The sequence below is a fragment of the Variovorax sp. GW821-FHT09B05 genome (assembly GCF_059418265.1).
Window position 1 is genome coordinate 201,340 of sequence record NZ_JBWKPN010000008.1, and the last position, 24,069, is coordinate 225,408.

Annotated in this window: 17 protein-coding genes and 1 pseudogene; 2 read left to right on the plus strand and 16 right to left on the minus strand. The window is 69.7% G+C overall.

Annotation, left to right across the window (positions count from 1 at the left end; genetic code table 11):
* Positions 1-33 precede the first annotated feature (33 nt).
* From AC07RM_RS21840 to AC07RM_RS21850, 3 genes are all read right to left on the minus strand, one after another.
* Complete coding sequence (locus AC07RM_RS21840; RefSeq protein WP_495335855.1) at positions 34-1,266, minus strand: BaiN/RdsA family NAD(P)/FAD-dependent oxidoreductase; 1,233 nt, start codon at positions 1,264-1,266, stop codon at positions 34-36.
* Positions 1,267-1,327: 61 nt separating this feature from the next.
* Positions 1,328-2,116 (minus strand): YaeF family permuted papain-like enzyme, encoded by a 789-nt coding sequence (locus AC07RM_RS21845; protein WP_431509570.1) that lies wholly within the window; start codon positions 2,114-2,116, stop codon positions 1,328-1,330.
* Positions 2,116-3,240, minus strand: coding sequence for a sterol desaturase family protein (locus AC07RM_RS21850; RefSeq protein ID WP_495335856.1), 1,125 nt, complete (start codon positions 3,238-3,240; stop codon positions 2,116-2,118). The genes AC07RM_RS21845 and AC07RM_RS21850 overlap by 1 nt, the downstream gene beginning before the upstream one ends.
* Before the next feature lie 217 nt (positions 3,241-3,457).
* Here AC07RM_RS21850 and AC07RM_RS21855 point away from each other — a divergent pair, with 217 nt between their 5' ends.
* A complete protein-coding gene (locus AC07RM_RS21855; RefSeq protein WP_495335857.1) occupies positions 3,458-7,198 on the plus strand; it encodes a M48 family metalloprotease in 3,741 nt (1,246 codons plus the stop codon).
* 12 nt (positions 7,199-7,210) lie between these two features.
* Here the strand turns inward: AC07RM_RS21855 and AC07RM_RS21860 are convergent, their stop codons facing one another.
* The 12 genes and pseudogenes from AC07RM_RS21860 to AC07RM_RS21915 form a co-directional block, all read right to left on the minus strand.
* On the minus strand, positions 7,211-8,101 hold the full coding sequence (locus AC07RM_RS21860; protein ID WP_495335858.1) for an ABC transporter permease: 891 nt from the start codon (positions 8,099-8,101) through the stop codon (positions 7,211-7,213).
* A gap of 296 nt (positions 8,102-8,397) precedes the next feature.
* On the minus strand, positions 8,398-9,315 hold the full coding sequence (locus AC07RM_RS21865; RefSeq protein ID WP_495335859.1) for an ABC transporter permease: 918 nt from the start codon (positions 9,313-9,315) through the stop codon (positions 8,398-8,400).
* A 4-nt stretch (positions 9,316-9,319) separates the two neighbouring features.
* The gene (locus AC07RM_RS21870) at positions 9,320-10,588 is read right to left on the minus strand and encodes an ABC transporter substrate-binding protein (RefSeq protein WP_495335860.1); all 1,269 of its coding nucleotides are present in this window, start codon (positions 10,586-10,588) and stop codon (positions 9,320-9,322) included.
* Between the two features lie 60 nt (positions 10,589-10,648).
* Positions 10,649-11,752 (minus strand): ABC transporter ATP-binding protein, encoded by a 1,104-nt coding sequence (locus AC07RM_RS21875; RefSeq protein WP_495335861.1) that lies wholly within the window; start codon positions 11,750-11,752, stop codon positions 10,649-10,651.
* Between the two features lie 93 nt (positions 11,753-11,845).
* Positions 11,846-12,658 (minus strand): uroporphyrinogen-III C-methyltransferase, encoded by an 813-nt coding sequence (gene cobA / locus AC07RM_RS21880; protein ID WP_495335862.1) that lies wholly within the window; start codon positions 12,656-12,658, stop codon positions 11,846-11,848.
* Entirely contained in the window at positions 12,655-13,560 is a 906-nt protein-coding gene (gene ybiB / locus AC07RM_RS21885; RefSeq protein WP_495335863.1) for a DNA-binding protein YbiB, read from the minus strand. The genes cobA and ybiB overlap by 4 nt, the downstream gene beginning before the upstream one ends.
* A gap of 87 nt (positions 13,561-13,647) precedes the next feature.
* Positions 13,648-16,377: a nitrate reductase gene (locus tag AC07RM_RS21890; RefSeq protein WP_495335966.1), complete on the minus strand. Its 2,730-nt coding sequence runs from the start codon at positions 16,375-16,377 to the stop codon at positions 13,648-13,650.
* Positions 16,363-17,675: pseudogene (locus tag AC07RM_RS21895) on the minus strand (FAD-dependent oxidoreductase); the annotation flags it as partial. The pseudogene AC07RM_RS21895 and the gene AC07RM_RS21890, both read right to left, overlap by 15 nt.
* A gap of 90 nt (positions 17,676-17,765) precedes the next feature.
* Positions 17,766-18,575, minus strand: a complete 810-nt coding sequence (locus tag AC07RM_RS21900) for an ABC transporter ATP-binding protein (protein ID WP_093339406.1) — start codon at positions 18,573-18,575, stop codon at positions 17,766-17,768.
* Positions 18,572-19,495, minus strand: a complete 924-nt coding sequence (gene ntrB, locus AC07RM_RS21905; RefSeq protein WP_495335864.1) for a nitrate ABC transporter permease — start codon at positions 19,493-19,495, stop codon at positions 18,572-18,574. The genes AC07RM_RS21900 and ntrB overlap by 4 nt, the downstream gene beginning before the upstream one ends.
* A 10-nt stretch (positions 19,496-19,505) precedes the next feature.
* Complete coding sequence (locus tag AC07RM_RS21910) at positions 19,506-20,750, minus strand: CmpA/NrtA family ABC transporter substrate-binding protein (protein WP_057592152.1); 1,245 nt, start codon at positions 20,748-20,750, stop codon at positions 19,506-19,508.
* Between the two features lie 339 nt (positions 20,751-21,089).
* A complete protein-coding gene (locus AC07RM_RS21915; protein ID WP_495335865.1) occupies positions 21,090-22,382 on the minus strand; it encodes a nitrate- and nitrite sensing domain-containing protein in 1,293 nt (430 codons plus the stop codon).
* Between the two features lie 80 nt (positions 22,383-22,462).
* On the opposite strand from AC07RM_RS21915, the gene tsaD reads away from it, so the two are divergent.
* Positions 22,463-23,515: a tRNA (adenosine(37)-N6)-threonylcarbamoyltransferase complex transferase subunit TsaD gene (gene tsaD, locus AC07RM_RS21920; RefSeq protein WP_495335866.1), complete on the plus strand. Its 1,053-nt coding sequence runs from the start codon at positions 22,463-22,465 to the stop codon at positions 23,513-23,515.
* Positions 23,516-23,584: 69 nt separating this feature from the next.
* Here tsaD and AC07RM_RS21925 read toward each other — a convergent pair whose 3' ends face one another.
* Entirely contained in the window at positions 23,585-23,959 is a 375-nt protein-coding gene (locus AC07RM_RS21925) for an Hsp20/alpha crystallin family protein (RefSeq protein WP_296737480.1), read from the minus strand.
* Positions 23,960-24,069: the final 110 nt, after the last annotated feature.

Genomic DNA, 24,069 nt, shown 5'->3' on the forward strand with positions numbered 1-24,069 from the left:
GGCCGTTGAGGGAAGGCCAAAGTTAGCCGGCGATTATAGCGCGTTTGCGCAGGCGTGGGCACTCGCCCAGGCCCATTGGAAGTTGTAGCCGCCGAGCCAGCCGGTGACGTCGACCACTTCGCCGATGAAATACAGGCCCGGCTGCTTCGATTCCATCGTCTGGGACGACAGGTCCCGGGTGTCGACGCCGCCGGCCGTGACCTCGGCCTTCTTGTAGCCCTCGGTGCCCGAGGGCACGATCTGCCAGCGCGCGATGCGCTCGGCCAGCGCGGCCAGCGCGCGGTCGGCGGCCTCGTTGATCGGCCGCTGCAGCGCGCCGTCCTGGCCGACCCAGACATCGGCCAGCCGCGAGGGCACCAGGGCGGCGAGCTCGTTGGCGATGCGCTTCTTCGAGCGCAGCTTGGCCTCGGCGAAGGCCGCGGCCACGTCCACGCCGGGCGCGAAATCGAGCGTGAGCGGCGCGCCGGGCTTCCAGTAGCTCGAGATCTGCAGCACGGCCGGGCCCGAGAGGCCGCGATGGGTGAACAGCAGGTCCTCCAGGAAGGCGATCTTCTCCTTCTTGGCCCCGGTCTCGATGCGCACCGGCAGCGCCAGCCCGGCCAGTTCGGCATAGGGCGCCCAGGCCTCGCCGCCGAAGGTCAGCGGCACCAGCGCCGGGCGCGGCGCGACCATGCGCAGGCCGAACTGCTCGGCGATGCGGTAGCCGAAGTCGCTGGCGCCGATCTGCGGAATCGACAGGCCGCCCGTGGCGACCACGATCTTCGGCGCCTCGATCGGACCGCGGCTGCTCTCGATTCGATAGCTTCCGACGCTCGTCCCATCTGCGTTTTCGGCCGAAAACGTGATCTGCCCGATGCGGCAGGGCTGCCAGCGCTCGACCCCGCCGGCCGCGCATTCGGCCAGCAGCATGTCGACGATCTGTTGCGAGGAGCCGTCGCAGAACAGCTGCCCCTTGTGCTTCTCGTGGAAGGCGATGCCGTGCTTCTGCACCAGCTCGATGAACTGCTGCGGCGCATAGCGCGACAGCGCCGAGCGGCAGAAATTCGGGTTCTCGCCGATGAAGTGGCGCTGCGGCGCGCGCACGTCGAGGTCGCGGTTGGTGAAGTTGGCGCGGCCGCCGCCCGAGATGCGGATCTTCTCGCCCACCTTCTCGCTGTGGTCCAGCAGCAGCACCCTGAGCCCGCGATGGCCCGCCACGCCCGCGCAGAACAGCCCGGCGGCGCCGGCGCCGATCACCACGGCGTCGAAACGCGAGACTTCGCTCACTGAAGTACCTCCGTGCTTCGCACTGCGGTGCGAGCTTGCTTGGGGCGGCCCGGCGCGGCGCTCATGGCCCGTCGGCCGCCAGCACCGGCGGCGGGTTGTACTTGAGGTGGCCCACGTAGCGCAGCGGCTGGGTGGCGGCGATCGAGGGCACGTCGCCCTCGCGCATGTGCAGCAGGTCGGCCGGGCTGACCCAGCGCGGGTCGGCGCTGGTGATCGGCAGGCCGGCCTGGTTGTAGGCCTCGAGCACGAACTGCGAGCAGAAGAACTGGTCGTCGCGGCTCGCGCCCAGCTGCACCATGGCCATGCCGCTCATGCAGTAGTGGCTGACCGCGCCCGGCATCAGCGGCAGTTCGCACAGCCGGCGGTTCAGCACGAAGGGCGCGTTGAGCAGCACGCCCACGGTGTTGTAGCGCACGCCGACCTGCGACAGCGCCCAGGCACGCATGCGCTCGGCGCCGGCCGCGTCCACGCCGGGCACGCGGAAGGCCACCACCATCTGTTCCTCGTCGACCACCTCGGCCAGGGCCCGCGCGCGCACGCCGGTGCCCACGGCCTCGGCGATCCGGCCGTCGCCGAGGTAGAGCACGGCATGGCTCACGGGCGAGAAGGTGCCCAGCCGGATGCCGAAGGAATTCACCGTGGCGATCGAGGTCAGCAGGATGTCGCCGGGCTCGAGTGCATCGGCCGCGATCAGCTCGCCGCCGTTGCCCGGCGCGATCACCGAGCTCTGCACCCGCAGGCGCAGGCCGCTGTCTTGCGAGGGCAGGTCGAGGCGGGTGGCGCAGGCCCCGAGCAGCAGGGCGGCGCCCGCGGCAGCGAGGGCCGCGCAGGTCTGGCGGAACACGCGCATCAGCCCTTCCAGAGGAACGGGAACTTCAACTGCTTGAAGAAGCCGTTGGGCACGTAGTCGCCGAGCACGCCGTACTTCTCGGGCCAGAGCCTGGTGGTCTTCACGGCCGTGCCGAAGAGGTAGTCGAGGAAGGCGTAGTGCGCCGCGTAGTTCTTGTCGAGCGCTTCCTGGTCCTGGCTGTGGTGCCAGTGGTGGAAGTTGGGCGTGACGATCACGTAGCGCAGCGGGCCGAGCCGCACGCTCACGTTGCAGTGGTTGAACACCGCCTGGAAGCCCACCACCACGATGTAGGCGTCGATCACTTCCTTGCTGAAGCCCAGCACGTAGATCGGCGCCAGCACCAGCGTGCGCGTGATCAGCAGCTCGAGGATGTGCTGGCGCGAGCCGGCCATCCAGTCCATGCTTTTCACGCTGTGGTGCACCGCGTGCAGCCGCCACAGCACGGGCACCTCGTGGTAGGCGCGATGGGTCCAGTACTGCACCAGGTCGGCCACCAGGATGATCAGCAGCAGCCCGGCCCAGAACGGCAGGTTGCCGACCCAGCCGCGGATGCCGTCGTTGGCGGCCCAGCCGAACAGCTTGTGCACCATGAGGTTGGTGGCCAGCAGCACGAAGCCCACGATCATGTGGTTGACCACGAAGTGGTGGAAGTCGGTCTGCCACTCGGCGCGGAACACGGGCTGGTCCTTGCGCAGCGCGAACAGCTTCTCGATGAAGATGAAGATCAGCGAGGAGCCGAGCAGGTCGAGGATGAACCAGTCGAGGCCGATGTAGGGGGTGTTGTCGGCGAAGTCGTTGACCGGGACCTTGTGGCCGCCGAGCAGGGCCGAGGCCGCCACCAGCAGGAACGCGGCCGACGACAGCCAGCGCGAGCGGTTGAAGATGATGTTGACCAGCGAGAGCCCGCCGGAGATGACGAGCGCCGCCAGCAGGATCAGCCGCATCACGTCGACGTTGTAGCTCTTGCGCAGCTCGGGCGTGCTCAGGTACTGGGGAAAGTGGAACACCAGCACCCCGAGAAAACACAGGATGCCCAGGCTCAGCGCGATGGTCCCGGTGACCAGCCCCCGTCCGCGGCGCAGCTCGCCATGGCTCTCCGTGAATTCGTTGAGTTTCTCGAGCACGTTTCCCCTCTTGATGTTTTGTTTGCAAATGTAAGAATCTGCCAGGATTGGGGATTATCGGTCGCAAGGATCGATGGGTGTCGAACACCGCGGCGAACAAGAGAGAAACCTGAGGGAGGAACACATGTCGGATGCGCTCTATCCAGCGGGCCCGGGAGGGGCCGCGAGTCAACTCGCGAAAGCGTCGCCGGCCTATCGCCGCCATGCATGGTTCGCCATGCTGGCGCTGCTGGGGTTCGTGGCGGCCTACCTGCTGTTCTCGGGCTGGCTCGCCTGGAAGGCCTATCTGTCGATGCGCGCGGCGATCTATGGTTCGCGCGACGGCTTCCTGCTGTTCGCGGTCGGCCTCGGCGCCGGCTTCCTCGCGGTGTTCATGCTGAAGGCGCTGGTGTTCGTGCGGCGCGGGCAGCATGGCGGCCTGACGGAGATCACGGCCACCGAGCAGCCGCGGCTGTTCGCCTTCCTCTACAGGCTGGCCGACGAGGCGCGGGCACCTCGGCCCGCCAGGGTCTACGTGTCCTCGCGCGTCAACGCGGCGGTCTTCTACGACCTGTCGCTGCTGAACTTCTTCCTGCCCTCCAAGAAGAACCTGGAGATCGGCCTGCCGCTGCTCAACGTGCTGAGCGTCTCCGAGTTCAAGGCCGTGCTGGCGCACGAGTTCGGGCATTTCGCGCAGCGCAGCATGGCGGTGGGGCGCTGGGTGTACCTCGCGCAGCAGATCGCCGGCCACATCGTGGCCAAGCGCGACGGGCTCGATCGCTTCCTCGAGGGCCTGTCGCGCACCGACGTGCGCATCGCCTGGGTCGGCTGGCTGTTCTCGCTGCTGGTGTGGTCGATCCGCTCGGTGGTCGACACCTTGTTCCGGCTGGTGGTGCTGGCCGATCGCGCGTTGTCGCGCGAGATGGAATTCCAGGCCGATCGGGTGTCCGTGAGCCTGGCGGGCAGCGACGCCCTCATCGACGCGCTCTACCGCATCCAGTCGGCCGACGCGGCCTGGGACCGCACGCTGGCCTTCGCCAACCAGCAACTGCACAAGGGCACGGCGGTGCCCGACCTGTACGAGCTGCAGTCGGCGGTGCTGGGCAAGCTGCGCGTCATCTACGACGATCCGGACTACGGGGTGCCGCCGGCATCGGCCGGCGACCGTGCCGTCCACCGCATCTTCAAGCGCGACCGGGTTTCGGTCTCGCGCATGTGGGCAACCCACCCGGCCAGCCACGAGCGCGAGGAGAACGCGAAGAAGGTCTACCTCGCCGCCGAGGCCAGTGCCGACCCCGCGTGGAACCTGTTCGACGACGCGCAGGCCTTCCGCGAGCGCATCTGCGGCCAGCTGATCAGCCACATCGTGCCGCCGCCGGCCACGGCCACGCGCGAGGCCGCGTTGCAGGCGCTCCATGCCGAGTACGACCGCGAGTCCTACAAGCGGCGCTATCGCGGCGTCTACCTCGGGCGGGCCGTCACGCGTTCGCAGCACACGGCCGAGCAGTTGTTCGACCGCATCAGTGCCTCGGAGGCCGCGGCGGCGCTGCCGGGGCTCTATCCCGAAGCGCTGTCGGGCATGCTCGAGCGGCTCGATGCGCTGCGGCACGAGCGGGCCGCCCTGCAGGCCGTGCGCGACGGCATCGCGAGGAGCGAGGGCCCGCGCCTGGAGCATCGCGGCAAGGCCATCCGCAAGCGCGACATCGCCGGCGCCATCGAAGAGGTCGCCCGCGACATCGTGGCCGCCGAGCGCGATCTCGATGCCCACGACCGGCGCTGCCGTTCCACGCTGCGCGCGCTGGCCGCGGTATTGGGCTCCGAGTGGGAGGCCGGCTGGCTGGCACAGCTGCGGCTGCTGCACTACGCCGAGCACACCGAGGCGAACCTGGTCGACCTGCAGGCCGCGATGCTCAACACCTTCGCCATGGTGACCGCCAAGCGCAAGACCAGCGAGGCCGAAGCGCAGCGCGTGCTGGCGCACGCCAGCGCGCTCTTCACCGGCATGGCCGAGATCGCGAAGGACGCGCCGGCGATCGATGCCGGGCCGCAGGCGCTCGCGCTGATGGGCAGCCAGAGCTGGGCGGCCATGGTCGGTGAATTCAACTTCGGCTATCCGACGCGCGAGAACATCAACGAGTGGCTGCGCGCCTCCGACAGCTGGGTGCGCCCGATGGTGGAGGCGCTCGGCGCGCTGCGCCGGGCCGCGCTCGACCAGTTGCTGGGCACCGAGGCGCGCCTGGCCGATGCATCGGGCCGGCCCGATGCCGTGGGCGAGGCACCGGCGGCGCCGGCGGTGCAGGGAAGCTACCCGACGCTGACGAACGGGCAGGAGCGCCCGCGGCAGAAGAAGCTCGATGCCTGGTCGAGATTCCAGACCGCCGACGGCTGGTGGGCCGGTGGCGCGCGCCTCGTGGTCGCGGGCGGCGTGATCGCCGCGCTCATGGGCGTCAGCACCACCCTCGGCAGTGCCACGGTGGTCGCCTACAACGGGCTCGACCGCGAGGTGGAAGTCCGCGTGGGCGGGCGCAGCGCGGTGGTCGCGCCGGGCGCCAAGCGGCACTTCGAGGTGGAGGCCGACAAGACGATCGAGATCGCCGCGCGCACGACCGAAGGGCGCCAGATCGAATCGTTCTCGGCCAACCCCGAACTGATCGGCATGCACTACGTCTACAACGTGGCCGCCGCGGCGCCGCTGGTGGCATGGACGGCGGTGTATGGACAGAGCAGCGCGCCGCCCGAAAGGAAGCTCGGCGCGCCGCGCTGGTCGGCGCAGTCGGCCGACGCGCTGTTCGAGCCGCCGCCCCGGCAGATCACGACCAGCAAGGGCAGCAGCGGTGGCACGCGTTCGGTCATCAGCGGACCCGATACACGGTCGGCGAGCAATGTGCTGACCATGGTCGACGGCGATGACGAGCGCAAGGCGCTCATCGAGGTGCATGCCAGCTGGGATTCGGGACAGTCGGCCCACCTGCTCGAGTGGTTCGCGGCGGCCGACCAGCACGCGCCCGACAGCCGCGCGAGGATCGTCGCCGCGCGGCTGGCGAGCGCGCCGCTCGAGATCGCCTCGCTGCGCGAACAGCAGAACCAGGCCGCCACGCCCGCGGACCGCGAGCGGGTTTGCACCCAGCATCGCGCGCTCGCCCAGGCGCATCCGGCGCAGGCGGACCTCGCCTACCTGGTGGTGCGCTGCATGAGCGACGGCGCGCAGAAGGACGCGGCGTTCAAGAAGGGCGCGACGCAGTATCCCGACAGTGCCTGGTTCGCCTACGCGGCCGGTCACGCCTGGGCCGGCGAGCAGTCCTGGGCGGAGGCGCGTCGTGCCTACGAACGGGCCGGAGCCAAGGCGCCGCTGCTGACCACCGCCACGGTCGACGACCTGGCGCGCATCCGGCGCATCGAGCAGGGCGAGGGCGCGTCGCTCGACGACCTGGCGGCCAAATCGACCTTCCTGCAGATTCAGCAGATGCTGAACTCCGGCAAGGGCATCCCCGCGGACAGCTCGGCGTTCGGCTATCTCGAGATGAGCCGCGGCAATCTCGAGAAGGCCTCCGGCATCGCGAACGCGGGCACCGCGCCGCCCGTTCGCCTGCTGGTGTTCATCGGGGCGTCGGAAGGGGCGAACCAGAGGCAGGTGGCGAAGGCGCTCGAGGCCTCACGCACGATGACGGCTCAGGATTTCGAGGCGCTGATGCCCGGCGTGGGCCTGGCCATCCGGCATGGGCAGCCGGTCGACAGGCAACTGGAGCTCCTCAAGTACATGTCGCCCGAGGATGCGCAGCGCCTGCGCGCCTTCGTGACCGTGCTGCAGACCAGCAAGGATCCGCGCCAGGCCGAGCAGGCGGCCGAAGGATTGACGCCGCAGTACCGCGCGCATGCCTACAGCGCGGGCCTGGTCGTGCTGGGTGCGCGCGCGCCGGCGCAGTGGCGCAGCTTCGTGAAGCGGGCGCTGTTCCCGGTCGAGCACCCTTATTTCGGGTGAGGCCCGCCGCGCTCAGCGCTGCCGCACCGACCGTCGCCGCAGCAACGCGGCCGCCCCCAGCGCCGCTGCCATGACCAGCAGCGACACCACGGTGGTCACCGTGCCGAGGGCATAGATCGAAGGGGTGGTCACGGTCGAGGTCAGGCCCTGCAGCTCGAGCGGCAGGGTGTTGACGTCTCCGATGGCCTGCGAGGTGCGCGCGATCTCGTCCCACGAGAGGGTGAAACCGAACATGCCGATGCCCACGATCGAGGGGCCGATCAGCGGCAGCACGACGAAGCGGAAGGTCTGCCAGGGCGTGGCGCCGAGGTCGCGCGCGGCCTCCTCGTAGGCCGGGTTGAAGCGGTTGAAGACCGCGAACATGATGAGCAGCCCAAAGGGCAGGGTCCAGGTGAGGTGGGCGCCGAGGGCGGAGCTGAACAGGCCGAGCGCGGTGCCGTAGCCCTCGAGCAGGGTGGTGGCGTCGATGGCGGTCAGCAGGGCCTTGATGCCGGTGTCGAGCAGCCGGAACTGCAGGCCGATGCCCAGCGAGATGATGATCGACGGCATGATCAGACTCGCGACCGTGACGAAGAACAGGGTGTTGCCGCCCGCGAGCTTCTTGCGGAACGCGAGGCCGGCAAGCACCGAGAGCACGACGGTGAAGCCCATGACCACGGCGCCCAGCGCGAGCGAACGCCGGAACGCGGCGCCGATGTCGACCGTGCCCAGGCCCTCGGCGAGCTTGTGGAACCAGTGCAGCGAGACGCCCCGCAGCGGGAAGGTCAGGCCGCCTTCGGGGCCCTGGAAGCTCAGCACGAAGATCGTGATCATCGGGCCGTAGATGAACAGCACGAAGAGGGCGAAGACGGTGGCCAGGGGCCAGAAGCCTTTGTTGCGTTTCTCTCGGATGTGGTCGGTCATGGTGTGTCTTTTTTCGGGGTGGATGCACGGGGCACCGGGTACTCCCCTCCGCGAATGTCCCCCGCCCTTCGGACTCCTCCTTGATTTCGCTGCGGGGAGTACCCGGTACCCCGTGCATCTGGGCAGGCCGGTGGTGCCCGGCCCGTCATCACTGCCGTGCCTCGCTCGCGTCGATGGGGTGCTCTGCGCAGCGAAATCAAGGAGGAGGCCGAAGGCCGGGGGACATTCGCGGAGCAGAGCACCCCGTCGGCGCGAGCGCGTCCCGCAGGTCGAAATCGGCAACACAAGAAGACCACCTAGAGCTCCTTGCGTATGTCCACCAGCCGCGTCAGCCCCCAGATGATCATCAGCACCACAGCCAGCAGGATCATCGCGTTGGCCGCCGCCAGCGGGAACTGCAGGTACGAGGTCTGCACCTGGATGATCTTGCCGATCGAGGCGATCTGCTGGCCGCCCATCACGCCGATGGTCACGAAGTCGCCCATCACGATCGTGATGACGAAGATCGAGCCGATCAGGATGCCCGTGCGCGACAGCGGCACCACCACGTTCCACAGCGTCTGCCAGCCCGAGGCACCCGCGTCGTTCGCGGCCTCGAGCAGCGAGCGGTCGATGCGCATCATGCTGTTGAAGATCGGCACGATCATGAACATCGTGTAGAGGTGCACGAAGGCCAGCACCACCGAGAAGTCGGAGAACAGCAGCCACTCCACAGGTTGCTGCACGAGCCCCAGGCCCATCAGCGCCTGGTTCACCAGCCCGTTGCGGCCCAGCAGCGGCACCCACGAGATCATGCGGATCACGTTCGAGGTCCAGAACGGCACCGTGCACAGCACGAACAGCACCGTCTGCATCGTCGACGAGCGCACGTGGAAGGCCAGGAAGTAGGCCACCGAGAAACCGATCAGCAGCGTGATGCCCCAGACCAGCAGGCAGAACTTGAAGGTGCTCAGGTAGGTGTTGAGCGTCACGCAGAGGTCGCCGTTGTCGGTCAGCCGCGAACAGCCCTCGAACAGGCTCAGGTAGTTGCGCAGCGTGAACGCCGGGATCAGCTCGTACTCGTTGAAGTTCCACAGGCTCACCATCGCCACCAGCGCCAGCGGAACCAGGAAGAACAGCAGGAACACCAGCGCGAACGGCGCCGCCTGCCACCATGCCTTCACGGCATGCAGCGGCTCGGAGGCGGCGTTCGCGCGGGCGGTGAGTGCACTCACGGGATCAGGCGGCGACGAACTCGTTCCACTTGCGGACCATGTACTCGTTCTCGTCCATCACCGCGTTCCAGCAGGCGATGCCGCCCATGCGCTGCTCGTAGCTGCCGCCGTCGCGCACCGAGCCGGCCTTGGCGATCACGTCGCCCTGCGGGCTCTTGATGTCCTGCGCCGCGGGCTTGCCCTCCATCCAGTAGGCCCACTCGTAGGCTTCCATCTTGGCCTTGGCCGTGTCGAGCACCGCGCTGTAGTAGCCCTGGCGGTTGAGGTAGGCGCCGGCCCAGCCGTCGAGGAACCAGTTGATGAACTCGTAGGCCGCGTCGAGCTTCTTGCCCGACAGCGTGGCCGGCAGGCCGAAGCCCGAGGCCCAGGCGCGATAGCCTTCCTTGAGCGGCTGGAAGGTGCAGTCGATGCCCTTGCTGCGCACGGCCGTCACGGCCGGCGACCACATCGACTGGATCACCACCTCGCCCGAGGCCATCAGGTTCACCGATTCGTTGAAGTCCTTCCACAGCGCGCGGAACTGGCCGGCCTTCTTGGCCTCGATCAAGGTCTTGATCGTGAGGTCGATCTCGGCCTTGGTCATGTTGCCCTTGTCGGCGTACTTATGGAGGCCCTTGGCCTCCACCACCATCGCCGCGTCCATGATGCCGATCGAGGGAATGTTGAGGATCGCGGTCTTGCCCTTGAACTCGGGGTTCAGCAGCTCGGCCCAGGAGCCGATCGGGCGCTTGATGAGGTCGGGTCGGATGCCCAGCGTGTCGGCGTTGTAGGTGGTCGGGATCAGCGACATGAACTGCGTGGCCGACTTGGCGAAGGCCTTGCTCTTCTCGCCCTCGAGGTAGATCACCTTCACGGGCGCCGTGCCCTGGTCGCCGACCTTCTTGCCCGCGACCTCGCCCTTGGTGAACAGCGAGGTGATCTTGTCGGCGTTCTTCACGCGCTTGCTGTCGATGCCCTTGAGGTTGCCGGTCGGCACGATCTTCTTGAGCGAGAAGAACTCGGTGTCGATCAGGTCGAAGCTGTTGGGGGCGGTCACCGCGCGCTTGGTCACGTCGTCGGTGGTCACGGCCACGTACTGGATCTCGATGCCGGTGTCGGCCTTGAACTTCTCGGCGATCGCCTTGTCCTGGTTCACGGCCGTGCCGAGGTAGCGCAGCACCACCTTGTCCTGCGCATGCACGAAGGGCGCGATGCCCGTGGCCAGGATGCCGGCCGTGCCTTGCAGCAGCGTGCGGCGCTTGAGTCCGAGGGTCGGGTCGATGATGTCGGTCATGCTGAGTCTCCTGATAGAAAAGGGGAGGAACGCGGAAGGGTGGAAAGAAAAGAAGAGGGTTCAGAGCGTCATCGCGAGCGCGGCCGTGTCGTCGCGCAGCGCGGCGGTGGGCTCCGGCGCGCGCTCGCCCGGCGGCTTCGCGCCCGGCCCGAGCAGGCGCGCATCGGCGTCGGCCCACGACAGCCGCACGGCCTCACTGAGCGCGTAGGGCTTCGCAAGGAACGCGGCCTCGCCGAGCTGCACCGAGACGTTTGCGCGCCCGGGCGCGGCCGCGTCGAGCGCGAGGCCCAGCAGCACGTAGGTGCCCTGGTATTCGACGTCGGTGACGGTGGCGGCCAGGCCTTCGGTCGTCTCGGCGGCCGGCGCGATCCGCATGCGGTCGTTGCGCACCGCGATCGGGCCGGCGGGCGTGTCGAGCACGTTGTGGCCGCCCATGAAGCGCGCGACGAATTCGCTGGCCGGATGGTTGTAGACCGCGTGCGGCGAACCGACCTGCTCGATCACGCCGTGGTTCATCACCACCATGGTGTCGGCCAGCGCCATCGCTTCTTCCTGCGAGTGCGTGACGTGCACGAAGGTCAGGCCCAGCTCCTTCTGCCAGCGCCGCAGCTCGGCGCGCATCTGGATGCGCAGGAAGGGGTCGAGCGCCGACAGCGGCTCGTCGAGCAGCAGCACGCGCGGCTCGGTGATCAGCGCGCGCGCCAGCGCCACGCGCTGCTGCTGGCCGCCCGAGAGCTCGCCGGGCTTGCGCGCGGCCAGGTGGCCCATCGCGACGCGCTCGAGCAGCGCATTGGCACGCTGCTGGCGCTCGGCCTTGCCTACGCCCTTCATCTTGAGGCTGAAGGCCACGTTGTCGGTGGCCGACAGGTGCGGGAACAGCGCGAAGCTCTGGAACATCATCGCCGTGCCGCGCGCGGCGGCCGGCAGGTCGGTGATGTTGCGGTTGTCGAGCAGGATGTCGCCGCTGGTCACCGACTCGTGGCCCGCGATCATGCGCAGCGTGGTGCTCTTGCCGCAGCCCGAGGGGCCGAGCAGGCAGCAGTAGCTGCCGCTGGCGATGCGTAGGTCGATCCGGTCGACGGCGGCCGGGGTGCCCGGGGCGTAGCGCTTGCTCAGCGCGACGATCTCGATGGCGGCGGGGACGGGCGTGGCGACGGCATTCATTGCCCGTGGCCGAGCACGATCCATGCCACGCGCTCGGGTGCGCGGGCCGCCTGGTTCACCGCTACGCCTTAGGGCGTACGGCGCGTGCCGGGATCAGGTGCCGAAGCGGTCGGCGTCCGCGGGCAGGCCGGCGGCGGCCAGGCCGCGCAGCACGTCGCCCACCACGATCACGGCCGGGCTCGCGAGGCCGGCCTCGGCGATGCCGCGCTGCAATTGGCCCAGCGTGGTCGCGACATGGCGCTGCTGCGGCAGGCTCGCATGCTGGATCACGGCCACCGGCGTGCCGGCCGGCAGGCCGTGCAGCAGCTCGCGCTCGATGCGGGCCGCGCCCGACACGCCCATGTAGATCACCAGCGTGAGCCGCGCTGCATGCGCGGTCGCGGCCAGCGTGCGCCAGTCGGTCGGATCGTCGGCGGCGCCGGCACCCGTCTTCGCATGGCCGGTGACGAACACCACGCCCTGCGCATGGTCGCGGTGCGTGAGCGGCACGCCCAGCGCGGTGACGGCCGCGAGGCCGGCCGTGATGCCGTTGACCACCGCGCATTCGATGCCGGCCTCGCGCAGGTGCTCGACCTCCTCGCCGCCGCGGCCGAAGATGAAGGGGTCGCCGCCCTTGAGCCGCACCACCGTCTCGCCCTCGCGCACCGCGGTGATCATCAGCCGCTCGATGAAGGCCTGCGGCGTGCTCTTGCAGCCGCCGCGCTTGCCCACGTGCACGATGCGCGCATCGGGCCGGGCATGGGCCTGCACGATGGCGTCGTTCACGAGGTCGTCGACCAGCAGCACCGTGGCGGCCTGGATCGCCTTCACGGCCTTGATGGTCAGCAGCTCGGGGTCGCCCGGGCCGGCGCCCACCAGCGTGCAGCGGCCGGCGATGAGGGAAGGGGTGGGGGCGTTCGTTGTCATGCGTGGGATGCCAGTTGCGTGATGTACCGGACCTGCGTAGTGATCGCCTCGGGCACGGGGAGCTCTCCGGCCAGCACGCGGCGCGTGTAGTCGGCCGTGGTCGCGACGTCGATCTCCTTCGGCAGGCCGGGCACCTCGGGGTCGGTGCCGGGCTGCTGGGCCTGCAGCTCGGTGCGCACGCCGCGCACGAAGCCGTCGATCTGGGCCGTGCGGCGCGGGTCCGACACCACCTCGCCCTCGAGGCCGCGCGACAGCAGCGCCGTCATGCCGGTGAGCTCGAAGGTGTCGGCCATGACGCGCGCGTACTCGGGATGGGTGTAGCTGCCGACCACCACGCAGGCGCCGGCGCCCGGCTGCATCAGCTTGACCACGCTGTGGCCCGGGTTGCGCAGACCGACCACGCGGCGCACGTCGAGCAGCCGCTTGAGGCCCGGGCTCATCAGCTCGGTGGCGGCGAAGGCGGCCTCGCCGGCGGCGATTTCGCGCACCGCGGTCAGCGGCGCGATGCCCAGCGCCTCGAGCACGTTGGAGGCCAGCACGCGCGCGGTCTCGGTGGCGCTGCCGTGCACCAGCACCGGCAGCCCCTCGCGCGCCAGCAGCAGCGCCAGCAGCGGCGTGAGCACCGGCAGCTTGCGCGCGCCGTTGTAGCTGGGCAGCACGACCAGCGCTCGCTCGCTGGCGGGAAAGCGCGCCAGCCGCGCATGCGTGGCATCGAGGAAGCCGGCCATCTCCTCGGGCGTTTCGCCCTTGATGCGCATCGCGAGGCAGAAGCCGCCGATCTCGAGGTCGGTGACGGTGCCGTCGAGCACTTGGCCGAACAGGTCGCAGGCCTGTTCGCGCGACAGCGGCCGGGCGCCGCGCGCGCCCCGGCCGATTTCCTTGATGTAGTGGCTGATTCCCATGGGTAGGCGGATTGTCCCGCAAGGCTTATGCCGGAATGAGAGTTCGCTTATGCCTGGTCCGGCTGGAGGGAAATGGGCCGCAACGGCTCACGCCAGCGCCTCCACCGGCGTCGAGCGCACCCGCCGCTTGAGCTCGGGAATGCACGAACCGCAGTTGGTGCCGCATTTCAGCGCCCCCTGCAGGGCTGCCAGCCGTTCCGCGGGCGAGCCGTCGCAGCGCCGCAGCTGGCGCTCGATCGCGAGGTCGGTCACGTTGAAGCAGGTGCAGACCGGCTTGCCGCGCGACTGCACCGCCACCGGGGCGCGCGCGCCGGGCGACAGCAGCAGCCGGCCGTAGTCCTGCGCCGGCAGCTCCTCGCGCAGCACGGTGGCGATCCAGGCCTCGGCGCTGGTGTCGCCGCCCAGCAGGAAGGCCTCGAGCCGCGCGCCGTCGGCCCGGCGCGCCAGCCGCGCCGCGCGGCGCTGGCCGCGGCGGCGGTCCGCATAGCGCAGGGTGTCGGGCGCCTGCAGGCCCAGCAGGCCCTCGATGCGCGAGAGCAGGGCGTCGTCGGGCGCCTCGTGGGCGGCTGCGCGGAACAGCAGGCCGCCGCGGCTGCCGTCGGCGCCCGAGAAGGGCACGCAGGCCGCGAACGGGAAGGCCGTCATCAGCGCCTGCAGCGCGCGGCGCGCGGCCAGCGCGTCGTCGTCGGGCAGCCAGGCCATGGCCAGCAGCGACCAGGGCAGCTCGGCCTTGAGGATCTGGACCGGCACGTGCTTGAGCTCGGGCTGCTTCGAAGTCGGGCAGTAGGCCGGCGTGGTCAGCGCATTGATGCCCGCGAGCGGCGTGCCGGTGGAGGACGAGCCGCCCAGATACTCGCCGCCCCAGTGCATCGCGACGAAGGCCTGGTCGGGCGCGATCTCCTCGCTGGCACGCGCGGGCAGCAGGATCGAGCCGCGCCTGGAGCTCAGGTGCACCAGGTCGCCCTCGCGCAGCGCGCGCCGCGCCATGTCCTGCGGGTTCATCTGCACCGCGGGCTCGGCCACGTGGCCGAACAGCCGGCCGACGTTGCCGGTGCGGCTCATGCCGTGCCACTGGTCGCGCAGCCGGCCGGTGTTGAGCGAGAACGGCCAGCGCGGTTCGCGCGGCTCGGCCAGCGGGCGGTAGACGGTGTCGACGAAGCGCGCGCGGCCGTCGGGCGTGGGGAACACGCCGTCCTCGTAGAGCCGCGCGCGGCCGGCCGTCTCGCCCTCGCGCAGCGGCCATTGCTGCGGGCCGGCGTGCTCGAGCAGCGCCCAGCTCAGGCCGGTGATGTCGAGGTCGCGCCCGCGCGTCGATTCGCGGTGCTCGTTCCAGACCGACTCGGCGTTCTCGTAGGGAAACAGCGTGGCCGCGTGGCCCAGCCTCGCCTCGAGCCGGCGCGCGAATTCGGCCGCGATCGACCAGTCGTGGCGCGCCTCGCCGGCCGGCGGCACGGCGGGGCGCACGCGCGAGATGCGGCGCTCGCTGTTGGTGACAGTGCCTTCCTTCTCGCCCCAGGTGGTGGCCGGCAGCAGCAGGTCGGCGTAGGCGCAGGTGGCGGTGGTGGCGAAGGCTTCCTGCACCACCACGAACTCGGCGCGCTCGAGCGCGCGGCGCACCGTGGCCTGGTCGGGCATCGACTGGGCCGGGTTGGTGCAGGCGATCCACAGCGCGCGGATCTCGCCGTCGGCCGCGGCCTGGAACATCTCGACCGCGGTCTTGCCGGGCCGCGCGGGCACCGAGGGCACGCCCCAGAGCGCCGCCACCTCGGCGCGGTGCGCCGGATTCGCGAGATCGCGGTGCGCGCTCAGCAGGTTCGCGAGGCCGCCGACCTCGCGCCCGCCCATCGCATTGGGCTGGCCGGTCAGGGAGAACGGCCCCGCGCCCGCGCGCCCGATCTGGCCCGTGGCCAGGTGCAGGTTGATCAGCGCGGCATTCTTCGCGGTGCCGCTCGAGGACTGGTTGAGGCCCTGGCAGTACAGGCTCAGCGTGGCCGGCGAGGTGGCGAACAGCCGGGCCGCCTCGAACAGCTGCCCGGTGGAGAGGCCGCAGACCCGCGCCACCGTCTCGGGCGTGCAGTCGCCCACCGTGGCCTTCAGCGCTTCGAAGCCGCTGGTGTGGGCCGCGATGTAGTCGGCGTCGATCCAGCCTTCGCGCAGCATCAGGTGCAGCATGCCGTTGAACAGCATCACGTCGGTGCCCGGCTGCAGCGGCAGGAACAGGTCGGCGATCTCCACCGTGTCGGTGCGGCGCGGATCGGCCACCACGATCTTCAGCGCCGGGTTGGCGGCCTTCGCGTCCTCGATGCGGCGAAACAGGATCGGATGGGCCCAGGCGGTGTTGCTGCCGACGATGAACAGGCACTGCGCATGCCGCAGGTCGTCGTAGCAGGCAGGCGGCGCGTCGGCGCCCAGCGTCTGCTTGTAGCCGGCCACCGCGCTGCTCATGCACAGGCGCGAGTTGGTGTCGATGTTGTTGGTGCCGACCAGGCCCTTGGCGAGCTTGTTGAAGACGTAGTAATCCTCGGTGAGCAACTGGCCCGAGACGTAGAAGCCGACCGCGTCGGGGCCGTGCGCCTGCACGATGCCGGCGAAGCGGCTGGCCGCATCGTCGAGCGCCGCGTCCCAGCCCAGTGGCTGCGGCGCCTCGCCGCGGCGCGCGCGCTGCATCGGGCGCAGCAGCCGCGTCTGGCGCGTGATCGGCGCGCTGGTCGTCAGGTGCAGGGTCGAGCCCTTGGTGCAGAGGCGGCCGAAGTTGGCCGGATGGTCGGGGTCGCCGCGCACGCCGGTGATCTGCGCGCCTTCGGACTCGATGATCACGCCGCAGCCGACGCCGCAGTAGGGGCAGGTGGAGCGGGTGTCGGTCATGCGGCCGCCTTGGGTTCGCCCTCGCCACCGGCATCGCCGGCCAGGGCTTCACCGAACATCAGCCGATCGCGGATCTCCTGCACGCTGCGCCCCTCGCGCACCAGCGCGTAGTACCAGCTGCCGTCCACCGTGTCGCCGTAGAGGCAGGCGCCCACCAGCTTGTCGTCCTTGAGCACCAGCTTCTTGTAGACGCCGCCGAAGGGATCGCTCATCACGATCTCCTCGGTGCCTTCGCCGCCCATGAACTCGCCCGCGCTGAACAGGTCGATGCCCGTGACCTTGAGCTTGGTCGAGGTCAGCGAGCCCTGGTAGCGGCCGATGCCGAACTGCGCGAGGTGGTTGGCCGCCACCTTGGCCTGCTCGAACAGCGGCGCCACCAGGCCATAGGCGATGCCGCGGTGCGCCGCGCATTCGCCGACCGCGTAGATGCGCGCGTCGGTCACGGTCTGCAGGGTGTCGGTGACCACGATGCCGCGGTGGCAGTGCAGCCGCATGCGCTCGGCCAGCTCGACGTTGGGGCGGATGCCCACGGCCATCACGACCAGGTCGGCCCGGACCTCGCTGCCGTCCTTGAAGCGGATGGCGGTGACGCGGCCCTGCTCGCCGCCGACCAGTTCCTGCGTCTGCGCGCCCATCCTGAACTTCAGGCCGCGTTCCTCGAGCGACTGCTGCAGCAGCCGGGCCGCGGCCTCGTCGAGCTGGCGTTCCATGAGCCAGGGCATCACGTGCACCACGGTCACCTCCATGCCGCGCCGCATCAGGCCGTTGGCGGCCTCGAGGCCCAAGAGGCCGCCGCCGATCACCACCGCATGGCGGTGCGTGCGCGCGGTCTCGATCATGCAGTCGGTGTCGGCGATGTCGCGGTAGGCGATCACGCCCTCGAGCTCCTTGCCGGGCACCGGCAGCATGAAGGGGGTGGAGCCGGTGCAGACCAGCAGGCGGTCGTAGGCGGCCTCGGTGCCGTCGTCGGCGCGCACGATGCGCTTCACGCGGTCGACCTCGACCACCTTCCTGCCGGCATGCACCGCGATGCCGTGGTCACGGTACCAGTCCCAGCCGTTGAGCACGATCTCGTCGAGCGTCTGCTCGCCCGCGAGCACCGGCGACAGCATGATGCGGTTGTAGTTGGGATGCGGCTCGGCGCCGAACACCGTGATGTCGTAGAGGCCGGGCGCGATCTTCAGCAGCTCCTCGAGCGTGCGCACGCCGGCCATGCCGTTGCCGATCAGCACGAGTTTCATCTTCTTCATAGGGCCCTGCCTTTCTGCGACCGAGCGGATATCAAGCGGGCGAGGCGCGGGTGTGCACCCATGCGCCGGGCGGCCCGGCGCGCGCCCGAGTCAGGCCGCGGCCTTCTCCACGTGCCCCTGGCGCGTATAGAGGAAGTCGATCACGGCCTTGCGCGCATGCACGTAGGCCGGGTCCTCCGCGAGCTCGACGCGGTTGCGCGGGCGGGGGATGTCGACCGTGAGCACCTCGCCGATGGTGGCGGCCGGGCCGTTGGTGAGCATCACGATGCGGTCGCTCAGCAGCACGGCCTCGTCCACGTCGTGCGTGACCATCACGACCGTGCTGCGCGTCTTCTGCACGATGGCCAGCAGCTCGTCCTGCAGCTTGGCGCGCGTGAGGGCGTCGAGCGCGCCGAAGGGCTCATCCATCAGCAGCACCTTGGGCTCCATCGACAGCGCACGCGCGATGCCCACGCGCTGCTTCATGCCACCCGAGATCTCGCCGGGGCGTTTCTGCGCCGCGGGCGTGAGGCCGACCAGCGCCAGCGCCGCGTCGGTGCGCGCGCGCAGCTGCGCCTTGTTCTCGGTGGCGGCGAACACGCGCTCGACCGCGAGGTAGACGTTCTCGAAGCAGGTGAGCCAGGGCAGCAGCGAGTGGTTCTGGAACACCACCGCGCGCTCGGGGCCCGGGCCCTTGATCTCCTTGTTGGCGCACAGCAGCGCGCCGGCGGTGGGCGTGGTGAGGCCGGCGATCAGGTTCAGCAGCGTGGACTTGCCGCAGCCCGAGTGGCCGATCAGCGTGATGAACTCGCCCTTGGCCACACCGAGGTGGACGTCGCGCAGCGCGACGAAGCGGCCCTTGGGTGTCTTGAAGGCCTGCTCCACGCCGTGAATCTCGATGTACTTCGACTCGTCGATCATGATTTCACCTCTTCGAACGTGAAGGCCGTCGCGAGCTTGATCAGCGCGAACTCGAGCACCAGGCCGACGATGCCGATCACGAAGATCGCGATGATGATGTTGGCGACGTTGAGGTTGTTCCACTCGTCCCAGACCCAGAAGCCGATGCCCACGCCGCCGGTCAGCATCTCGGCCGCCACGATCACCAGCCAGGCGGTGCCCACGGCCAGCCGCACGCCGGTCAGCATGTAGGGCAGCACGGCGGGGAACAGGATCTTGGTGAGGATCTTCCATTCGCTGAGGTTCAGCACCTTGGCCACGTTCATGTAGTCGCTCGGCACGCGCTGCACGCCCACGGCGGTGTTGATCACCATCGGCCAGATCGAGCAGATGAAGATGGTCCAGATCGCTGCCGGGTTGGCGCCCTTGAACACCAAGAGGCCGATCGGCAGCCAGGCCAGCGGCGAGACCGGGCGCAGCAGGCTGATCAGCGGATTGAACATGCGCGCAAGGAACTCGAAGCGCCCGATCGCGAAGCCGGCCGGAATGCCGACCAGCGCCGCGAGGCCGAAGCCCAGCGCCACGCGCTGCAGCGAGGACAGCACGTTCCAGCCCACGCCCTGGTCGTTCGGGCCCTTGCTGTAGAAGGGATCGCTGAACACCGTGAGCGCCTGCTGCCAGACCGCCAGCGGCGAGGGGAAGCCGGTGGTGCTGCGCATGGCCACGATCTCCCACACCAGCAGCAGCAGGCCGAAGCCCGCGAGCGGCGGCAGCACGCGCATCCAGAAGGCGCGCAGGTCGAGCGGGGTGCGCGCCCGCGGCTCGGGCGCGGGCAGGGGGCGAACGGGCGCCGTGGTGGCGGCGGCGGGCTTGGCCGCGATGGCCGGAGCCGACGGCGCGGCGACCGCCTCGAGCGGCGAATGGAAGACTGCGCTGACCATGGTGTTCTCCCTATGCATGAAGCTTGAAGGACTCGGCGTACTTCTTCGGGTCCTTGCCGTCCCAGACCGAGCCGTCGAACAGCTTGCTGCTGCGCATCGGGTCCTTGGGCACCGGCGTCTGCGTGGCGGCGGCCGCCTGCTTGTAGATGTCGATGCGGTTGATCTCGGTCGCGACCTTGAGGTAGTCGGGATGCTCCTTGAGCAGGCCCCAGCGCTTGTGCTGCGTGAGGAACCACATGCCGTCGGACAGGTAGGGGAAGCTGACCGCGCCGCCGTTGTAGAACTTCATGTGGTTCGGGTCGTCCCAGCTCTTGCCCAGGCCGTTGACGTAGCGGCCCAGGATGCGCTGGTTGATCGCGTCCACGCTGGTGTTGACGTAGCTCTTGTCGGCGATGGTCTCGGCCATCTTGTTCTTGTTCTGCAGGCCGGTGTCGATCCACTTGCCGGCCTCGAGCACGGCGGCGGTCACGGCGCGCGCGGTGTTCGGGTACTTCTTCGCGAACTCGGCCGTGGTGCCGAGCACCTTCTCGGGATGGTCCTTCCAGATGTCCTGCGTGGTGATGGCCGTGATGCCGATGCCGTCCATGATCGCGCGCTGGCCCCAGGGCTCGCCGACGCAGTAGCCGTCCATGTTGCCCACGCGCATGTTGGCCACCATCTGCGGCGGCGGCACGGTGATGTTCTTGACGTCCTTGAACGGGTCGATGCCGGCCGAGGCGAGCCAGTAGTAGAGCCACATCGCGTGGGTGCCGGTGGGGAAGGTCTGGGCGAAGGTGTATTCGCGCTTCTCGCTGGCGATCAGCTTGGCGAGCGAGGCCGCGTCGACCGCGCCCTTGTCGGCCAGCTTCTTCGACAGCGTGATCGCCTGGCCGTTGTTGTTGAGGGTCATGAGCACGGCCATGTCCTTCTTCGGGCCGCTCAGGCCCAGGTGCATGCCGTAGACCAGGCCGTAGAGCACGTGGGCCATGTCGAGGTCGCCGTTGGCCAGCTTGTCGCGCACGCCGGCCCAGCTCGCCTCCTTGCTCGGCACGATCTTCACGCCGTACTTCTTGTCGATGCCCAGCACCGAGGCCATCACCACGCTGGCGCAGTCGGTCAGCGGGATGAAGCCGATCTTGACCTCCTCCTTCTCGGGCTTGTCGGAGCCCTGGGCCCAGACGGCGGCGCGCAGCGCGGGATCGATCCCGACGGCGCCGATGGCGGCGGCCTGCAGCACGCGGCGCCGGCTCAGTTTGGTTTGCAGCGGATCGGACATGGGGCGGACTCCTGCGAAGAGAAAGGCGGAAGACAAAAACGAAAAGGCGTCCTCACCACCGCAGGGGGCTGCTCGCAAACGAGCCAGCCCCGCGGGATAAGGACGCCTTTGTCCGGGTCGGTGGACGGCCCCCGCCATTGGGGGCCCTCTGCCTGGAGGCCCGAAGGCCTCATGCACTGTCTTGAGCAAAGCGCGTGCCAGCCTCGCCGCGCCTGGTTTTGCTATGGCTTTGCTAGCTCGATGCGCCGTATGGGTGCGCCCTGAACTCGGATTGCGCGGGGAAGGGCGGTCGGCGCGTCGGCAGGCACGGTTGTTGTGCACTGCACCAGAGCGGACCGATCAGCGTGGCAGGTAGTCGGCCATCGCGAGCACCGACTCGGCCACGTCGACCAGCCGGCGGTTCTGGTTCATCGCGGTCTGGCGCAGCATCTTGTGCGCCTCTTCCTCGCTCATCCGGCGATGCGCCATCAACAGGCCCTTGGCGCGCTCGACCAGCTTGCGCTCGTTGAGCGAGGCGCGCACGGTCTCGAGCTCGTCGCCCATGGCCTGCAGCCGGCGCGACTGGGCCTGCACCATGTCGAGCACCGAGCGCTCGAGCGTGCGGCCATAGAGCGTGGCGGCCTCGGGCGCGGCGGGACGCGCGGCGGCCGGTACCGGCGCCAGCACGTCGTCGAAGAAGCGCTCGCCGTCGTCGCGCGGCGCCAGCGTGTCGAGCAGGCGCTGGTAGTCCTCGAGTTCGCGCCGCGCCTGTTCGGTCTTGTGACCGCACTGCAGCCGCAGGTCATCGGCCAACTGGTCCTCGACGATGCGCATGGCGTCGATGCGCGCGCTGCAGCAGTCGAACCAGGCCTGGCTCAGCCGCGGGTCGGGCAGACCGCCTGCGGGCGCCGCGCCCGGATGCACGGTGCCGATGCGGCGCATGCGCTCGAGCCCGGCCAAGGTGCTGTCGCTCTGGCTCTGGCGCCACAGCGCGAGCAGCGCGGGATTGGAGAACTCGGTGAAGACCTGGAAGCAGCGCTCCTGCGACTCGACCAGGTGCAGCCACTGGGCCCGCTGCGCGTCGTCGACACGGCCCGTGGCGAGGGCGGCGGCGCCGAGGGCGCGCTCCTGGCCCGCGAACTCCTTGCCCTGCATGAAGTTGAACAGCGCCACCAGCAGGCGCGAGATCTCGGGGTCGGTGGCGCCGTCGGCGGCCTCGAACACCACCGACAGCAGCCCTGCGACCAGCTTGGCGAAGGCCGCGGTGGCCTGCGCGGGCTGCAGTTCGAGCGCGCCGATGCGCCGGCGCAGGGCCGGCAGGCCATCGAGGCCCGGCAGCACCCAGGCGATGCGGCTGAACAGCCGCGTGTGGTTGCCGTCGCCCGCGCGGCCTTGCGCCTCGGCCTCGAGCCGGTCGAAGCCCAGCCGCACCGCCTGCTCGAGCGCCACGCACTCGGCGATCTGCGGATCGCGCTGGTCGCCGAAGCGCGTGCCGCGCGAGGCCAGGAAGACGTTCGACAGGCCGCGCTCGCGCTGCAGCGCATGCACGAGGCGGCCGACGGCGCCGACCAGCTCGCTGGTGCGCGCGAGCTGCTCGAGCGCGTCGATCTCGCTGCGCCGCGCGGCGATCAGGAAGTGCAGTCCGGATTTCATGGGGTGCCGGACCAGCAGCAACATCCGTGCCGTACCCCCGCGCCAGCAACCCCTATCGCCCGCCGCCTACACTCGCGGCCATGCTGCTTCTAGGAATCGAATCCTCCTGCGACGAGACCGGCGTGGCGCTGGTCGAGTCGCATGGCGACGCGCTGCCGGTGCTGCGCTCGCATGCGCTGCACAGCCAGATCGCGATGCACCAGGCCTATGGCGGCGTGGTGCCCGAACTCGCGAGCCGCGACCACATCCGCCGCGTGCTGCCGCTGACCGATGCCGTGATGGCCGAGGCCGGGCGCACGCTGGCCGAGGTCGACGTGGTCGCCTACACGCGCGGCCCCGGCCTCGCGGGCGCGCTGCTCGTGGGCGCGGGCGTGGCCTGCGCGCTGGGCGCGGCGCTCGGCAAGCCGGTGCTCGGCGTGCACCACCTCGAGGGCCACCTGCTGTCGCCGTTCCTGAGCGCCGACCCGCCCGAGTTCCCCTTCGTGGCGCTGCTGGTCTCGGGCGGCCACACCCAGCTCATGCGCGTGGACGGCGTGGGCCGCTACGAGCTGCTGGGCGAGACCATCGACGACGCGGCCGGCGAGGCCTTCGACAAGAGCGCCAAGCTCATGGGCCTGCCGTACCCCGGCGGCCCCTGGCTCGCCAAGCTGGCCGAGGGCGGCGATCCGGCGGCCTTCAAGCTGCCGCGCCCGCTGCTGCACAGCGGCGACCTAGACTTCTCCTTCGCCGGCCTCAAGACGGCCGTGCTCACGCAGGCCAAGAAGCTCGGCGATTCGCTCGAGGCGCGCAAGTCCGACCTCGCGGCCTCCACGCAGGCGGCGATCGTCGAGGTGCTGCTGAAGAAATCGCTGGCCGCGCTCGACCAGGCCGGCCTCAAGCGGCTGGTGGTGGCCGGTGGCGTGGGCGCGAACCGCATGCTGCGCGAGCAGCTCAATGCCGCCTGCGCCAAGCGCGGCGTGCGCGTGCACTACCCCGAGCTGCACCTGTGCACCGACAACGGCGCGATGATCGCGATGGCCGCGGCGATGCGGCTGCAGTCGGGGCTGTCGCAGCCCACCGAGCGCTATGCCTTCGACGTGAAGCCGCGCTGGCCGATGGCCTCGCTGTCGGCGGACCTGCCCGCCACCGTCTGAGAGCGCCCATGAAAAAGCCCGCGCGGCTCGTCGCCGCGCGGGCTTTTTCGCAGGTCGGTTGCGCTTGGATCAGTTGATCTGCAGCTGCGAGACCTGGCTGACCGGCACCACCTTGGCGAGCTTCAGCGTCAGCACGCCGTTCTCGAGCTTGGCTTCGCTGGCAGCCGCGTCGATGTCCAGCGGCAGCTCGTAGGCGGCCTTGAACTGGCGCTTGGCGTCGGCCTTGCTCTCGATGCGGACCACGGCGCCTTCGATGCCGATGCTCAGGTCTTCGCGGGCGAAGCCGGGCACGTCGAGCGACAGGGTCCAGCTCTTGTCGTCCTGCTCGACCAGCGGCGAGCGGCGCGCGGTGCCGGCGAAGGCATCGTTCACGAAGCGTTCGAAGGCGCGATCGTAGGCGCGGGGGGTGAAGCGGGTGGCGCGGAGAGCGGGTGCGAAAAACATGGAAGTACTCCTGAATGAACACAATGGGGACATGGAATGTGTGTCCCTTACACTGCGCGGCCGTTCAATCCTGAGTGCCGCTTGAAACCTCATCTAGGCCCAGCGGCGCG

Coding starts and splice junctions, on each gene's coding strand:
- AC07RM_RS21845 (WP_431509570.1), bottom strand. CDS start 2,116: ATGCGCGTGTTCCGCCAGACCTGCGCGGCCCTCGCTGCCGCGGGCGCC.
- AC07RM_RS21855 (WP_495335857.1), top strand. CDS start 3,458: ATGCTGGCGCTGCTGGGGTTCGTGGCGGCCTACCTGCTGTTCTCGGGC.
- AC07RM_RS21860 (WP_495335858.1), bottom strand. CDS start 8,101: ATGACCGACCACATCCGAGAGAAACGCAACAAAGGCTTCTGGCCCCTG.
- AC07RM_RS21870 (WP_495335860.1), bottom strand. CDS start 10,588: ATGACCGACATCATCGACCCGACCCTCGGACTCAAGCGCCGCACGCTG.
- AC07RM_RS21875 (WP_495335861.1), bottom strand. CDS start 11,752: ATGAATGCCGTCGCCACGCCCGTCCCCGCCGCCATCGAGATCGTCGCG.
- cobA (WP_495335862.1), bottom strand. CDS start 12,658: ATGACAACGAACGCCCCCACCCCTTCCCTCATCGCCGGCCGCTGCACG.
- ybiB (WP_495335863.1), bottom strand. CDS start 13,560: ATGGGAATCAGCCACTACATCAAGGAAATCGGCCGGGGCGCGCGCGGC.
- AC07RM_RS21900 (WP_093339406.1), bottom strand. CDS start 18,575: ATGATCGACGAGTCGAAGTACATCGAGATTCACGGCGTGGAGCAGGCC.
- ntrB (WP_495335864.1), bottom strand. CDS start 19,495: ATGGTCAGCGCAGTCTTCCATTCGCCGCTCGAGGCGGTCGCCGCGCCG.
- AC07RM_RS21910 (WP_057592152.1), bottom strand. CDS start 20,750: ATGTCCGATCCGCTGCAAACCAAACTGAGCCGGCGCCGCGTGCTGCAG.
- AC07RM_RS21915 (WP_495335865.1), bottom strand. CDS start 22,382: ATGAAATCCGGACTGCACTTCCTGATCGCCGCGCGGCGCAGCGAGATC.
- tsaD (WP_495335866.1), top strand. CDS start 22,463: ATGCTGCTTCTAGGAATCGAATCCTCCTGCGACGAGACCGGCGTGGCG.
- AC07RM_RS21925 (WP_296737480.1), bottom strand. CDS start 23,959: ATGTTTTTCGCACCCGCTCTCCGCGCCACCCGCTTCACCCCCCGCGCC.